Origin of the sequence: Streptomyces sp. MB09-01 (genome assembly GCF_033794505.1) — a bacterium.
Lineage (GTDB): Bacteria > Actinomycetota > Actinomycetes > Streptomycetales > Streptomycetaceae > Streptomyces.
The window spans coordinates 1-11,659 of the sequence record NZ_JARAYQ010000252.1 but is presented as its reverse complement, the minus strand read 5'-3'; the positions used below and the strand labels follow the sequence as shown (position 1 = coordinate 11,659).

Below are 11,659 nucleotides of genomic sequence, written 5' to 3'. Positions count from 1 at the left end.
CCTTGACGCGGCGCAGCGCGGTCCGGCGGGGGGTCTCCGGCGGGGGAGGGGTGTTGGTGAGCTCGGCGAGCAGGTCGAGCGCGGGCAGCGGCTGCGCGGTCGCCCCCGGCGTCCGGGGCTGGACCCGTGGCTGCGGCTTCGCCTCCGGCGCGGCGGGCGGGGGGACGTCGAGGTCCTTGAGCGCCACGAACTCGCTCGTCTGACCGGCGTCCGCGCCCGCGTCCGCCCGCGCCCAAGCGGGCACGCGCGGAGCGCCGACGCCATCCCGGCCCGACGGGACCGGCCGCGGGACAACGATGACCTGCGTCGCCTCCACCCCATCCCCGCCCTCGGCGTCGGCGTCGGCGTCGCCCTCGGCCCCGCCCTCGGCGTGGGTCTTGTCCCCGGCCAGGGGCTCGACCACTGCGTCGGCATCGGCTGCAGCCGGGGTTCCGTTCCCACCCGCACCCTCGGCCTGAGGTTCCGCCTGGGCTTCGGTGTCGGCCTTGGCTCCGGCCACGGGGGCCTCAACGTCGGCCTCGGCTGCTGCCGGGGTTTCGGGCCCAGCTGCATCCTCGACTTGAGGCTTCGCCTGGGCTTCGGTGTCGGCCTTGGCCGCGGCTTCGCTGGCCGCTTCGGCGTCGGTGTCGGCTGCGGTCTCGACCTCGGCGTCGGGTGCCGCAGGAGTGAGGGGCCCAGTTGCGGCCTCGTCGGCAGCGGCGACCTCCAGTTCGGCCTCGGCCCGAGGCTCCGCCCCGGCTTCGGCGTCGTCTTCGGCCCCGGCCAGGGGCTCGGCCGCTGTGTCGGCAGCGGGCGCCGTCAGGGTTCCGGGTTCAGCCGCGGGGTCGCCAGCGGCCCCGGCGTCGGTGTTGGCCTTGGCCCTGGGCAGCGGCTCGGCCGCAGCGGCGACCTCGACTGCTGCGGGGGTCGTGGGTCCAGCCGCGGCTTCGCCGGCCGACTCGGCGTCGGCCTGAGACTCGGCCCCGGCTTCGGTATCGGCCTTGGCCCCGGCCACGGGTTCGACGCCAGCGTCGGCTTCGGGTTCCGCCTGCGCCCCGGGCCCGGCCGTGGCCCTGTCCTCTGATGTGGCCTCAGCTTCAGGCTCAGCCCCGGCTCCGGGTGCCGCCTGGGGCGTGGGCCCAGTTCCGGGTTCGCCCGCAGGCCAGGCCTCCGTCTCGGCCCTTGCCTCGGAGTGGGCCCCGGCCGCGGCTTCGGCTTCGGCCGGGTTCTGGACCGCACGGTCGGCTTCGGCTTCGGCTTCGGGGCCGGGGCCGGGGTCGGAGTGCGCCTTGGGGCTGTCTGCCCTGGGCCGGGGGGTGTTGGTCTGTGCCTGGTCGCTTCCCCTGCTGTCGGGGGCGACAGCGGGCTCCGTCTCCGGGACGGTGATCCCCTGCTCGATCTCCGGGTCGTCCGAGGAATCGCCCGCCACCGCTACCGCCTTCATCCCAGCCCCGCCTTGCTGCTCACACCGTTCCGATACTGTGCGGCGGGGCCCCGAGGAGCCCCGCCGCACTGCTAGAGGTCCGTCGCGGCCCCCTCGTTCCGCGTGCTTGATCCTGTGACAGTTCGGTCACATTCGATTGAGTACGCCTACTCATGACCCTGCCTCCCCACCGTTCGACCATGGACCGCACCGCCACCACCGCCGCACTCGAACGGGGCCGTCCATGCTCAGCCGAATCGCCGCCGCCCTCGTCCCCGCCTTCGGGAGACTGACCGTCACCGCCGACCCGGGCGCGCGGCCCGCCGCCCCCAGCATCCTCGTCGCCAACCACACCTCCCTCGCCGATCCGGCCGTCGTGGTCGCCGCGCTGCGCCGGTACGGGATCGAGCCGGTCATCCTGGCCACCGGCGGCCTGTGGCGCGTACCCCTGCTCGGCTCCGCGCTCCGGCGCGAGGGGCACATCGCCGTCCACCGCGGCACCGCCCGCGCCGCCGACTCCCTCGACGCCGCCGCCGTCGCCCTCGCCTCGGGCCGCAGCGTGCTGCTCTACGGCGAAGGCGGCCTGCCGTCGCGCCGCGACGCGGGGGAGGCGGCCCCGGGCCCCTTCCGCAGCGGCCTGGCCCGGCTCGCCGCCGCGACGGGAGCACCCGTCGTGCCCGTCGGCCAGGCGGGCGCCCGCCGCCTGTGTTCCGGCAGCAGCGCCAAGCAGCTCGCGGGAGTGGTCACCGCTCCGCTGCGCAGGCCCTGCCTGCACGTTCACATCGGCTCACCGCTGCACCTCCCCGACCGGGTGCCGGAGGCGACGGACCGGGCCCGACGGGCCGTCACGGCCGCCTGGCGGACCGCCGCGCTCGCAGCCGGGGAAGCGTGCCCGGGAGCTTCGTCCTAGCGGGTGGAGTGCTCGAGGACGACATGGGCGGCGGCCTGCCGGTCGGCGTCCGTGTCGATGAAGGACACCACCACCGGGCTCCTGCCCGTCGGCCCGCCGGCGGTCGCGCGCAGCCGGTACCGCTCGATGCGCACGGCCTCCCGGGCGAGCGGGCCGCCGCCCGTGTACAGGGACAGCGGCTTGACGTCGTTGGCGATGCGGAACTCTGCCGTACGCCACGCGCCCGAGGCCTGGTCGAAACGTTCCAGCAGGAAACCCGGCCCGCTGCCCGGCCGGTCGCCGGGTTCGCCGACCAGGAGCTCCATCTGGAAGCCGACCAGCAGGTGGCGGTACTCGGCGGAGTTCCCGTTCCGCAGGGTCACCGTGAACTCCTGCGCCGCGCCCCCGCGTACCAGGGCGAGCCGGCCGCCCCGGGTGTCGACCGCGACGGTCAGCCGGGTCGGAGCCGGGGGCGGCGTCGCCGCCCGGGTCGTGGGCGCGGCCGGCGGTGTGGAGGAGCCGGACGGGGAGGCCGGAACGGGCGCGGAGGCAGGGGCCGTGGAAGCTGCGGCGGTCGGTGTCTCCGACCCGGAAGCGGATGCGGACACCTGGGCGGAAGCCGAGACGGAGGCCGAAGCCGGGTCCTCGGCGCCCTTGTCCCCACACCCCGTGGAACCCGCCAGCAGGACGGCGGCCACGGCCGCGGCGGACAAGCCCGTGCGGGGGCCTCGGGATGCGGGCATGAGATCGGTTCCCCCAGGGTCGGTCGGCTTCCGCAGGAACCTAGCAACCGCGTGACCGGCCGACGAGCCCGATCGGGCCTCGGGGCGGCGACGATTCGGTCACGGGCCCCGGGCCCGGCCCGCTCAGCCGAGCGGCTTCTCGAAGCTGAAGGCGGTCACGGCCATCCGCTCCCGGAAGTAGAAGCGGTGCGCGTCGGTGCGCTGGGTGCCGGAGTCGAGGGTGAGGGCCGTGCAGCCGGCGGCCCGGGCGTGCTGTTCCACGTGCGCGAGCAGGGCGTGCCCCACCCCCGTGGACCGGTCGGTGGCGGCGGTGACCAGGTCGTCGACGTAGAGCTTGCGGACCAGGGAGGTGGTGGCGACGAGCCGCCAGCCGGCCGCGCCCACGCACACGCCGGCCGTGTCGTAGGCGGCGGTGAAGCACAGCCCCTGGCCGTGCCCTTCCGCGAGGATCCCGAGGAAGAGCTCCTCGGTGAGGTGGGGGCGCAGTTCCCGCAGTACGGGCAGCAGGTCCGTGGTGAGCCGCGGGTCTCCCGGCTCCAGGTCGACGATCTTCATCGTGCCAGGTTAAAGGACCCCTCACACAGCACCGGGGCCCGGTCGCGGCCCACCGCAGGACACGGCCGTACCGCGGTGCCCCGGCCGACGTGTCGAAAGGGGAAGGACGGCTCCGACGTCCCGTGCGACAGGCTCCGGGTCCAGGAGCCCGTGTGCAGCACAGAAGGCCGAGGACATCGCGACACTCGTTTCGCGATGCGCCTGAGACATCCGCCCCACCAACCGGGCCTTCCGCCTGAGCCGGCCCCCGCACTGGCAACCGGTGACGGGCGGCCGGCGCGCCCCCGCCCCATCGGGTGTGGAGGGGAGGTTCCTGTCCATCGGGGGCGAGGCGTCCGGACAGTCCGGACATCAGACTGATGCCTGGTCGTAGCCGTCAGCAGGTGCGGCGGGAGAGGGCCACGTGTCGGCAGGGTCGCCTTGACGGCTCGCTACCGGCACACCCTGGACGACCGGACGCCTACGTGCGTGCACTCGCAATGCTTGCGGCCGTGACGCGACCCCGGCGTTTGCGGGGTCACGGAGCAGGAACAGACGTGGCAGGATCCAGGCTCACCACGGAAGACGTACACGACGCGGTTGCGCAGGCAAGCTCGGGCCGTTGGAACGATGGCACGGACGACCCCTCAGGTCCTCCAAGGTCCAGGGCGTGCCCCTGTGGATCGAACCTGCAACAGCCCTTCTCCACGCCAAGCTCGACACGAAGGAGCAGCAAGGAGACTGATACGGCCTACCGTCCTGCAGCTCCCGGGGCAGGGCGTGGGCGGGCAGTACGAGGTCGCTGTGGTGGGCGCTGTCCGACGGGGACTGGCGAGCACTACGACCGTCGGCGCACTGGCGGCGAACGACACACCGCGGCCTCACTGCCACTGCCTGCAGAACCGCACGATCTACGACCCGGAACGCGCTGAACAGCACCGGCCGAACAGGTCCGGCGCCGGCGGGTGATCGCTGACGCCGCACGCGAGCTCGGCGTGGCCACCAACTGCCATCTGGCCCCACCAGCCCCAGGGGATGCTGAACGGAGCGCCCTGGGCAGACGGGATCTCGTACTACGAGGTGGGCAGGCTGGAGAAGCTGCTGCACATCTCTTGCCGGATCGTCACCGCGCCGGTCCTCCGGCGTGAGGCCACGCCGTGAGGAGCCGCCCGCCGGTTCGAGTGCAGGGGGGAAGCGAGTTCCCGTAGTACCCGCGACGTGCTCGTCCGGTGGCACCCGAGAGGCCGTCGCTGCGCGTGATGCGGGATGCGGGTCTGAGGTCACTCAGGTCAGTGAGGTCAGTGAGGTCACTGAGGTCACACCTCGTGTCTCGCCGGGGCGAGGGTGAGCGCCCCGTCGTCGCCGACGGTGAGCGCCGCGGAGAAGGGGTCGCCGCGCCGGGTGAGGGCGGCGTGCAGCCAGTGGGCGTCGCGGAGGCGGGCTCGATGCAGCGTCAGGCGGCGGGCCTGGAACGGGGTCAGGCGCAGTCCTCGCAGCGCCCCCGTGTCCTTTTCGAGGCGGGCCGTGTAGAGGAGGCGGAGGTCGTCGCGGTACTGCTCGTGACCGGTGATCCCTTCGTAGTCGTCGACCAGGTCTCCGCAGCCGTAGAGGATCAACCGGCCGCGATAGACCTCCAAGGGGCGGGGGTGGTGCGAGGAGTGGCCGTGGACGAGGTCGACGCCGCCGTCGACGAGGTCGTGGGCGAAGCGGATGTGCTCGGGCGGGACCCGGTAGCCCCAGTTGGAACCCCAGTGGATCGAGACGGCTACCAGGTCGCCGCTCCGGCGGGCGCCCCGTATACGGGCAACCAGGTCGGCCGCGGCGGCCGGCGAGGGTGCGGAGGCGAGGGCGATGCCACTGCGGTCCGGGGTGGCCGCCCAGTCGAGCGGGATGCCGCTCGAGGGGAGTCCGATCGAGAACACGAGGAGGCGCGGCCCGTGACGGGACGCGGACCCCCCGCGGGACGAAGGAGGCCGCAGTGCCACCCGTGCCGGCCGCCACGCCTCGTCGGCGTCGCCGCCCGCACCGGCGGTGCGCAGCCCGGCGGTGCGGAGGCTGTCGAGGGTCTCGGCCAGCCCGTCGCGGCCGAAGTCGAGGACGTGGTTGTTGGCCAGTACGCACACGTCGGGCCGGGCGGCGGTCAGGCACGGCAGGTTCGCCGGGTTCATGCGGTAGTGGACGCTCTTCCCGGGGGCGAATCTGTCCGCCTGGGTCACGCTGGTCTCCAGGTTCAGCACCCAGGCGTCCGGCCCGGTAACCCGAAGTTCCTCCAGCAGGTCGCCCCACGGCCGGTCGTAGCCGGTGGGCCGTGGTACGGGTCCGTTCGCGGCCTCGGCCATTTCGACGTACGCACGTGCATCCGTCACCCACGGCTCGGCGAGCTGCGGGTCGCCCGGGTGTGGCAGCACCTGGTCGACGCCCCGGCCGAGCATCACGTCGCCGGCGAGGCAGAGGGTGACCTCGTGGTCCGTCGCAGGGCTGCCGCTGGCTCCCACTCCTCCACAGTAGGCCCTGCCCCTCTTCCAGCGGCTGTGCGCCGTTCGGACCCCGTGCCGCACTGGGTAGCCCCCGGCCCTCGGCGGCGCCGTTCGGCATCCCGCATGATGGACGGGACCGGGGGCCGGACCTCGACCCGGACCACGCCGAGCGGCTCGCCGACGTGCTCCACGTCCTCTACCTGATCTTCAGAAACCCTTGCTCGGCACGAGGTGTTGATGCGGCTCGTCCCCGGCCCGGTGGAACGCCTGGGCCATGCCATCGCCGTGGACATGGTGCACGGGCCGCGCGAGGCCCTCGCGCTGCTTGTCGCGCTGGACGAGGACGACCGTCTCGTGGGCCGCCACCGCCTCGAAGTCGTACGGGCCCACCTGTTGGAGATGGCGGGCGGCCGGGCGGCGGCGCGCGCCGCCTGCGCGAAGGCCGTCGGACTCACCCTCAGCCTCCCGGAGCGCCGCTGCCTCCAGTCCCGGGCCGACCGGATCACGGACTGAGCGGGAGCGTCCGTATTGCGGACATGGTCCACGGTTGTCACATCCCACGATTACTCTTGATCACGTGAGCCCGACCCCTGACGACCAGTCCACGGCCGAACGCACCTTGGCCGGGATCAACGCCGACATCCGCTGCCTCTTCGCCCGCGCCGAGGGCCGCCTCTCCGACGCGGAGCGCATCCGGCACGCCGTACTGCTGCAGGAGTGGGCCGCGGCCATAAGGGCTTCGGTGGTTCCGGCCGCGTAGCGACCGCGGTCGCGGCGGCCCGGTGCGTGTCGGCCCGATGCGTGTCGAAGCGATGCCGGTCCGACCGATGAATGCGTGGCCCTGCGGCAGTCTTCTCGTACGAGCATCCGCACGTACGAGAAGGTGGACCATGAGCGTGAGCGACCTGCGCAGTCTCCTGGAGTCCCATGTCGGTGACGGATCGCTGCCCGGCGCCGTCGGCCTGGTGGCCCGCGGAGAGGACGTCGAGTTCGCCGCCGTCGGCTCCCTCGACACGTCCGGCACCGCCCCCATGGCCCGGGACTCCCTCTTCCGGATCGCCTCGCTCACCAAGCCGGTGACCGCCGCGGCGACCATGATGCTGATCGAGGACGGTCCGCTCGGGCTCGACGCCCCCGTGGCACGCTGGCTGCCGGAGCTCGCGGCGCCGATGGTCGTCCGTACCCCGTCCTCACCCGTCGACGACGTGGTCCCCGCCGACCGCCCGGTCACCGTCGCCGACCTCCTCACCTTCCGCGCCGGTTACGGCTTCCCCGCCGACTTCTCGCTGCCCGCCGTGGCCCCGCTGTTCAGCGAGCTCAAGCAGGGGCCGCCGCACCCCGGGCAGGTCGCTGCGCCGGACGAGTGGACGGCGATCCTGGCGCGCATCCCGCTCCTGCACCAGCCCGGTGAGGCGTGGCTCTACCACACCTGCTCCGACATCCTCGGGGTGCTCGTCTCCCGTGCGAGCGGACAGCGCTTCGAGGAGTTCCTGGCCGAGCGCGTCTTCGCGCCGCTGGGGATGCGCGACACCGCCTTCGCCGTCCCGCGGGCGCAGCGCCACCGGTTCACCAGCTCGTACCGCGCCGACCCCGACGGCGGAGCCCTGCAGCTGGTCGACGCGCCCGACGGCCGGTGGAGCAGCCTTCCTCCGTTCCCGTCCGGCGGCGGCGGGCTGGTCTCCACCGTCGACGACGTGCACGCCTTCGGCCGGATGCTGCTCGCGGCGGGCTCGTACGAGGGCGGGCGGCTGCTCTCGCCGGAGTCGGTACGGCAGATGACCACCGATCACCTCACCGCGCGGCAGCGTGAGGAGGCCACCCTGTTCCTGGAGGGCCAGGGCTGGGGATTCGGCGGATCGGTCGACGTGGCCCGCCTCGCCCCCTGGAACGTCCCGGGGCGGTACGGGTGGATCGGCGGCACCGGCACCGCCGCCCACGTGGTCCCCGCCACCGGGACCGTCACCGTCCTCCTGACCCAGCGCGAACTGACCGGCCCCACCCCGCCCCGGGTGATGCGGGACTTCTGGACCTACGCGGCCACCCCGAACTGAGAGGCCCACGCCCGTCGGCTAAGCCTGGCCACGGCCCTCACCCCCGTACTCCTCGGCGGTGGCGGCCGCGGCCGCGCGCTCCCGCAGCCGGCGCTTGTCCGGCTTGCCCCGCGCGGTCAGGGGGATCGTCCGCTCCCAGAACACGGCGGTGGGCCGGTGTGCCGGGGACAGCTCCTTCTCCACCAGGTCACAGGCGCCTGCGGCCGCCTCCGCCCCGGGCGGACACCCGGTCGCCGGTACCAGGAAGGCGCACACTTCCTCGCCGGTGCGCTCGCTGTGCCGGCCCACCACCACGGCCTGCGCCACGGCGGGATGCCGGGCGAGCGCCGCCTCGACCGGCACGCAGTACACGTTGTCCCCGTCGACCATCACCACGTCCTTGACCCGGTCGTCGAGGTACAGGTAGCCGTCCTCGCCGAAATGTCCGAGGTCCCCCGTCCGCAGCCATCCGTCCCGCAGCACCCCGGCCGTCAGCCCGGGCCGGCCCCAGTACCCGGCCATCATCGCCGCCGACCGCATCCACACCTCGCCGGTGTCTCCGGCCGCCAACGCCGCGCCCCGCCGGTCCCGTACCTCGACCTCCACCCCCGCCGCCGGCCGCCCGACCGACGCGAGCAGCTCGGGCCGCCCGGCCACCGCCGCCTCGTGGTCGGAGGGGGAGAGACGGCAGATCACCGCCGCCTCGTTCATGCCGTACCCCTGCTGCCACCGGCCGCCCCAGCGGGTCACCGCCTCCCGCAGCCGTTCGGGGTGGACGGGCGAATCGCCGTACGAGACGGTCTCCAGCCCGGGCACCCCGTGGGCCGTCGCCGGGTCGGCCAGCAGCCGGTACACCATCGAAGTCGTCAGGTACGTGGACACCGGCCCCAGTCGCAGGCAGGCGGCCGCGAACTCCCGGGTCCCGAACGGGTCGAGGATCTCCACCCGCCCCCCGGCCCGCAGCTGCTCCAGGCACCGCCCGCCCGACCGCTGCGCGAGCGAGGTGACCGACAGGTACACCGACTCCGCCCAGCCCTCCGCGTGTACGGCGTTGCGCGCGGCCATCGCGCCGAAGGTGGAGGCCACCCCCTTGGGCAGCCCCGTGGTCCCGCCGGTGTAGGTCACCCGCGCCACGTCGTCCTCGCGCGCCCGTACGGACACCGCCGCCGCCTCGCGATGGGCGGCCCGTCGGAGCACCTCGTCGAGGGCGAGCCGCGGAGCCCCGGTGCCGGGCACCGCGACGTCGTGCACCACCAGGTCCGGCCGGCAGTCCCGGAGGATGAAGTCCAGCCCGTAGAGGGCCGGTCCGGCGAGCACTTGGGTCAGCCGCGCACCCAGCAGGTGCGCGGCGATCCGCAGGAGCAGCACCTCCGGCCGGTTCGTGCCCGCCACACAGGCCAGTCCCGAGCCGCGCCCGATCCCCTCCTCGGAGAGCACCACGGCCACCCGGCGGGCGCCGTCCAGTACCTCTCGGAATTCCAGGACGACCGGGCCGGTCCCGAGCGCGGGCCCCGCGTGCCGCTCCAAAGCCCCGACCAGCTCCGTGACATACCGTGCGGCCACCACGCGCCGACCCGCCTCTCGTGCCCCGCTCCACAGCGCCCGGGCCACCGGCATCATGGACGGCATGACGACCGAATCCCGTGCTCGTTCATTCAGCGCCGCGGCCGCGCGCTACGCAGACCATCGCCCCTCGTACCCGCCCGCGCTCTTCGACACGCTGGCGGCACTGGCCGGCTTTCCGCTGGCCGGCGCCAGGGTCGCCGACGTCGGGGCGGGTACGGGGATCGCCACCGCCCTGCTGGAGGCGCACGGGGCCCGCGTGATCGGGGTGGAGCCCGGTGAGGGCATGGCCGCCGAGTTCCGGCGCCGCAACCCACGGACGCCGCTCGTCCGCGCGGACGGCAACCGGCTGCCGCTGGCCTCCGGTTGCCTGGACCTGCTGACGTACGCACAGTCCTGGCACTGGACCGACCCGGCCCGTTCCGTCCCCGAGGCCCTGCGGGTGCTGCGCCCCGGCGGGGCGCTGGCGGTCTGGCAGAACGACCCGGACGTCACCGTGGGGTGGATCGCGGATCAGCAGGCGCGCATCGAGGAGCGGTTCGGCCCGGGCTGGTACATCAACGAGCGCGCCCGCTCGCAGGAGGGGCTGCGCTTCACCGTCCGCCGCCTGACGTGGTCGCGCCGCGTCCCCGTCGACACCCACCTGGCCAAGCTGTCGACGCACTCCCTCTTCCTCGTCGGCGAGCCCGGCACGGACGCCTTCCTCGCCGACGAACGCGCCCTCCTCATGCGCCGGTTCCCGGACGGCCGGGTGGAGGAGCACTACGTCGTCGAGCTGAGCCTGGCCGTCCGCGGCCCCGATGCGGGGGAGGGGCTGATCGGGTGAAGCGGCGGAACCTGTCGCCGGTCCGGGCGTTGATCAAGGCGCTCACCCACCATGCACTCGTGCGACATAAGGACCCACTGATGCTCAAGAAGATTATGGCCACCGCCGCCGCCACCGCGTCCATCGTCGGCGTGGGCGCCGCCCTGGCCGCCCCGGCCATGGCGATCGGCAACGACGGCGGGGTCACCACCGTCAACGGCAACGGTGCCCAGCAGATCTACGGCAACCAGAAGACCCACGGTGACCTGAGCCCGCAGCTCGGCGTGGTCCAGGGCAGCCTGAACAAGCCCTGCATCGGCCTGCCCGCGAAGCTGAACCTCCAGGGGATCCTTGCCGCCGGCCAGCTGGGCATCCAGGACATCAACGTCCTGTCGAACCCGCAGAACCAGCAGTGCACCGAGAACTCCACCCAGGCCAAGGGCGACGAGCCGCTCTCCCACATCCTGGACAACATCCCGGTCCTGTCGGGCAACATCTCGTCGGGCAGCTGACGCCGTCCCCTTGTGCGAGCCGGGGCCTCCGACGCCTGCGCGAGTGCCCACGGGGCCCCGGCTTGTTCCACCCGGATCCGCGGATCCACCCTTCAACCGGCGCGCGCCGGCCCGATGGCCGTCACCGTGGGCACCGGAACCGCACCTCGAAGAGCCTCCCGCCCGACCGGGCGAGAGGCTCTTCGGCGTGTGTCGCAAGGGCTCCGTCAGAAGGGCTTCGTCGGGAGGTACTTGCCGTCCAGAGTGATGACGGCGCGCTCGCCGCCCTCGGGGTCGGCGACCTTCTTCACATCCAGCCTGAAGTTGATCGCGCTGATGATGCCGTCGCCGAACTGTTCGTGGACCAGGGCCTTCAGGGTGGTCCCGTACACGTGGAGCATCTCGTGGAAGCGGTAGATCGTCGGATCGGCCGGGACACCACCGGTCACCGGGCCGCGGGCCGGGATCGTCTGCAGGAGCAGCGCCGCGTCCGCGTCGAGGCCGAGCAGCTCGGCCACCGCGTGCGCCGCGGGCCCGGGGAGGGGGTGCTGGCCGAGCAGGGCGGCGGTGACGAAGGCGACCGACAGGCCGGCGGCGTCGGCGAGCTGCTGCCAGGTGAGGTCCTTGCGGGTCTTGGCATCGACGACGGCGGCGGCCAGGTCCTGCCGGGCGGTGGGGTCGAGCTGGGCGTGCGGCACGGCGGAACGTCCTTCTGGGGTGAGGGG

At 73.7% G+C, this 11,659-nt stretch carries 12 protein-coding genes and 1 pseudogene; 7 read left to right on the top strand and 6 right to left on the bottom strand.

The features are described 5' to 3' along the window. A pseudogene (locus tag PV721_RS35070) lies at positions 1-1,423 on the bottom strand (hypothetical protein); the annotation flags it as partial. Positions 1,424-1,646: 223 nt separating this feature from the next. On the opposite strand from PV721_RS35070, the gene PV721_RS35065 reads away from it, so the two are divergent. Continuing rightward, the gene (locus tag PV721_RS35065) at positions 1,647-2,312 is read left to right on the top strand and encodes a lysophospholipid acyltransferase family protein (RefSeq protein WP_319731561.1); all 666 of its coding nucleotides are present in this window, start codon (positions 1,647-1,649) and stop codon (positions 2,310-2,312) included. On the opposite strand, the gene PV721_RS35060 is transcribed toward PV721_RS35065, so the two are convergent. Further along, positions 2,309-3,034, bottom strand: coding sequence for a hypothetical protein (locus tag PV721_RS35060; protein ID WP_319731560.1), 726 nt, complete (start codon positions 3,032-3,034; stop codon positions 2,309-2,311). The genes PV721_RS35065 and PV721_RS35060 overlap by 4 nt on opposite strands. 123 nt (positions 3,035-3,157) lie before the next feature. Continuing rightward, a complete protein-coding gene (locus tag PV721_RS35055; protein ID WP_319731558.1) occupies positions 3,158-3,589 on the bottom strand; it encodes a GNAT family N-acetyltransferase in 432 nt (143 codons plus the stop codon). A gap of 1,014 nt (positions 3,590-4,603) precedes the next feature. On the opposite strand from PV721_RS35055, the gene PV721_RS35050 reads away from it, so the two are divergent. Beyond that, the gene (locus PV721_RS35050; RefSeq protein ID WP_319731556.1) at positions 4,604-4,729 is read left to right on the top strand and encodes a hypothetical protein; all 126 of its coding nucleotides are present in this window, start codon (positions 4,604-4,606) and stop codon (positions 4,727-4,729) included. Positions 4,730-4,884: 155 nt separating this feature from the next. Here the strand turns inward: PV721_RS35050 and PV721_RS35045 are convergent, their stop codons facing one another. Continuing rightward, positions 4,885-6,063: a CapA family protein gene (locus tag PV721_RS35045; RefSeq protein ID WP_319731555.1), complete on the bottom strand. Its 1,179-nt coding sequence runs from the start codon at positions 6,061-6,063 to the stop codon at positions 4,885-4,887. Between the two features lie 219 nt (positions 6,064-6,282). Between PV721_RS35045 and PV721_RS35040 the strand changes: the two genes are divergently transcribed. The 3 genes from PV721_RS35040 (at position 6,283) to PV721_RS35030 (ending at position 8,096) form a co-directional block, all read left to right on the top strand. Next, positions 6,283-6,558 carry a hypothetical protein gene (locus PV721_RS35040; protein WP_319731553.1) on the top strand — a complete coding sequence of 92 codons (276 nt, stop codon included), beginning with the start codon at positions 6,283-6,285 and terminating at the stop codon, positions 6,556-6,558. Between the two features lie 64 nt (positions 6,559-6,622). Further along, positions 6,623-6,805: a hypothetical protein gene (locus PV721_RS35035; protein WP_319731551.1), complete on the top strand. Its 183-nt coding sequence runs from the start codon at positions 6,623-6,625 to the stop codon at positions 6,803-6,805. 130 nt (positions 6,806-6,935) lie between these two features. Next, positions 6,936-8,096 (top strand): serine hydrolase domain-containing protein, encoded by a 1,161-nt coding sequence (locus tag PV721_RS35030; RefSeq protein WP_319731550.1) that lies wholly within the window; start codon positions 6,936-6,938, stop codon positions 8,094-8,096. Positions 8,097-8,114: 18 nt separating this feature from the next. Here PV721_RS35030 and PV721_RS35025 read toward each other — a convergent pair whose 3' ends face one another. Beyond that, on the bottom strand, positions 8,115-9,704 hold the full coding sequence (locus PV721_RS35025; protein ID WP_319731548.1) for a class I adenylate-forming enzyme family protein: 1,590 nt from the start codon (positions 9,702-9,704) through the stop codon (positions 8,115-8,117). Here PV721_RS35025 and PV721_RS35020 point away from each other — a divergent pair. After that, complete coding sequence (locus PV721_RS35020; RefSeq protein WP_319731546.1) at positions 9,703-10,464, top strand: class I SAM-dependent methyltransferase; 762 nt, start codon at positions 9,703-9,705, stop codon at positions 10,462-10,464. The genes PV721_RS35025 and PV721_RS35020 overlap by 2 nt on opposite strands. A gap of 80 nt (positions 10,465-10,544) precedes the next feature. Beyond that, positions 10,545-10,955, top strand: a complete 411-nt coding sequence (locus tag PV721_RS35015; RefSeq protein WP_319731544.1) for a rodlin — start codon at positions 10,545-10,547, stop codon at positions 10,953-10,955. 206 nt (positions 10,956-11,161) lie between these two features. Here the strand turns inward: PV721_RS35015 and cynS are convergent, their stop codons facing one another. Continuing rightward, positions 11,162-11,632: a cyanase gene (gene cynS, locus PV721_RS35010; RefSeq protein WP_319731563.1), complete on the bottom strand. Its 471-nt coding sequence runs from the start codon at positions 11,630-11,632 to the stop codon at positions 11,162-11,164. Positions 11,633-11,659 lie beyond the last annotated feature (27 nt).

What these genes read in the sequence shown, in the direction of transcription:
- PV721_RS35020 (WP_319731546.1), top strand. Translation starts at nt 9,703, where the DNA reads ATGACGACCGAATCCCGTGCTCGTTCATTCAGCGCCGCGGCCGCGCGC.
- PV721_RS35030 (WP_319731550.1), top strand. Translation starts at nt 6,936, where the DNA reads ATGAGCGTGAGCGACCTGCGCAGTCTCCTGGAGTCCCATGTCGGTGAC.
- PV721_RS35050 (WP_319731556.1), top strand. Translation starts at nt 4,604, where the DNA reads ATGCTGAACGGAGCGCCCTGGGCAGACGGGATCTCGTACTACGAGGTG.
- PV721_RS35025 (WP_319731548.1), bottom strand. Translation starts at nt 9,704, where the DNA reads ATGCCGTCCATGATGCCGGTGGCCCGGGCGCTGTGGAGCGGGGCACGA.
- PV721_RS35060 (WP_319731560.1), bottom strand. Translation starts at nt 3,034, where the DNA reads ATGCCCGCATCCCGAGGCCCCCGCACGGGCTTGTCCGCCGCGGCCGTG.
- PV721_RS35055 (WP_319731558.1), bottom strand. Translation starts at nt 3,589, where the DNA reads ATGAAGATCGTCGACCTGGAGCCGGGAGACCCGCGGCTCACCACGGAC.
- PV721_RS35015 (WP_319731544.1), top strand. Translation starts at nt 10,545, where the DNA reads ATGCTCAAGAAGATTATGGCCACCGCCGCCGCCACCGCGTCCATCGTC.
- PV721_RS35065 (WP_319731561.1), top strand. Translation starts at nt 1,647, where the DNA reads ATGCTCAGCCGAATCGCCGCCGCCCTCGTCCCCGCCTTCGGGAGACTG.
- PV721_RS35040 (WP_319731553.1), top strand. Translation starts at nt 6,283, where the DNA reads ATGCGGCTCGTCCCCGGCCCGGTGGAACGCCTGGGCCATGCCATCGCC.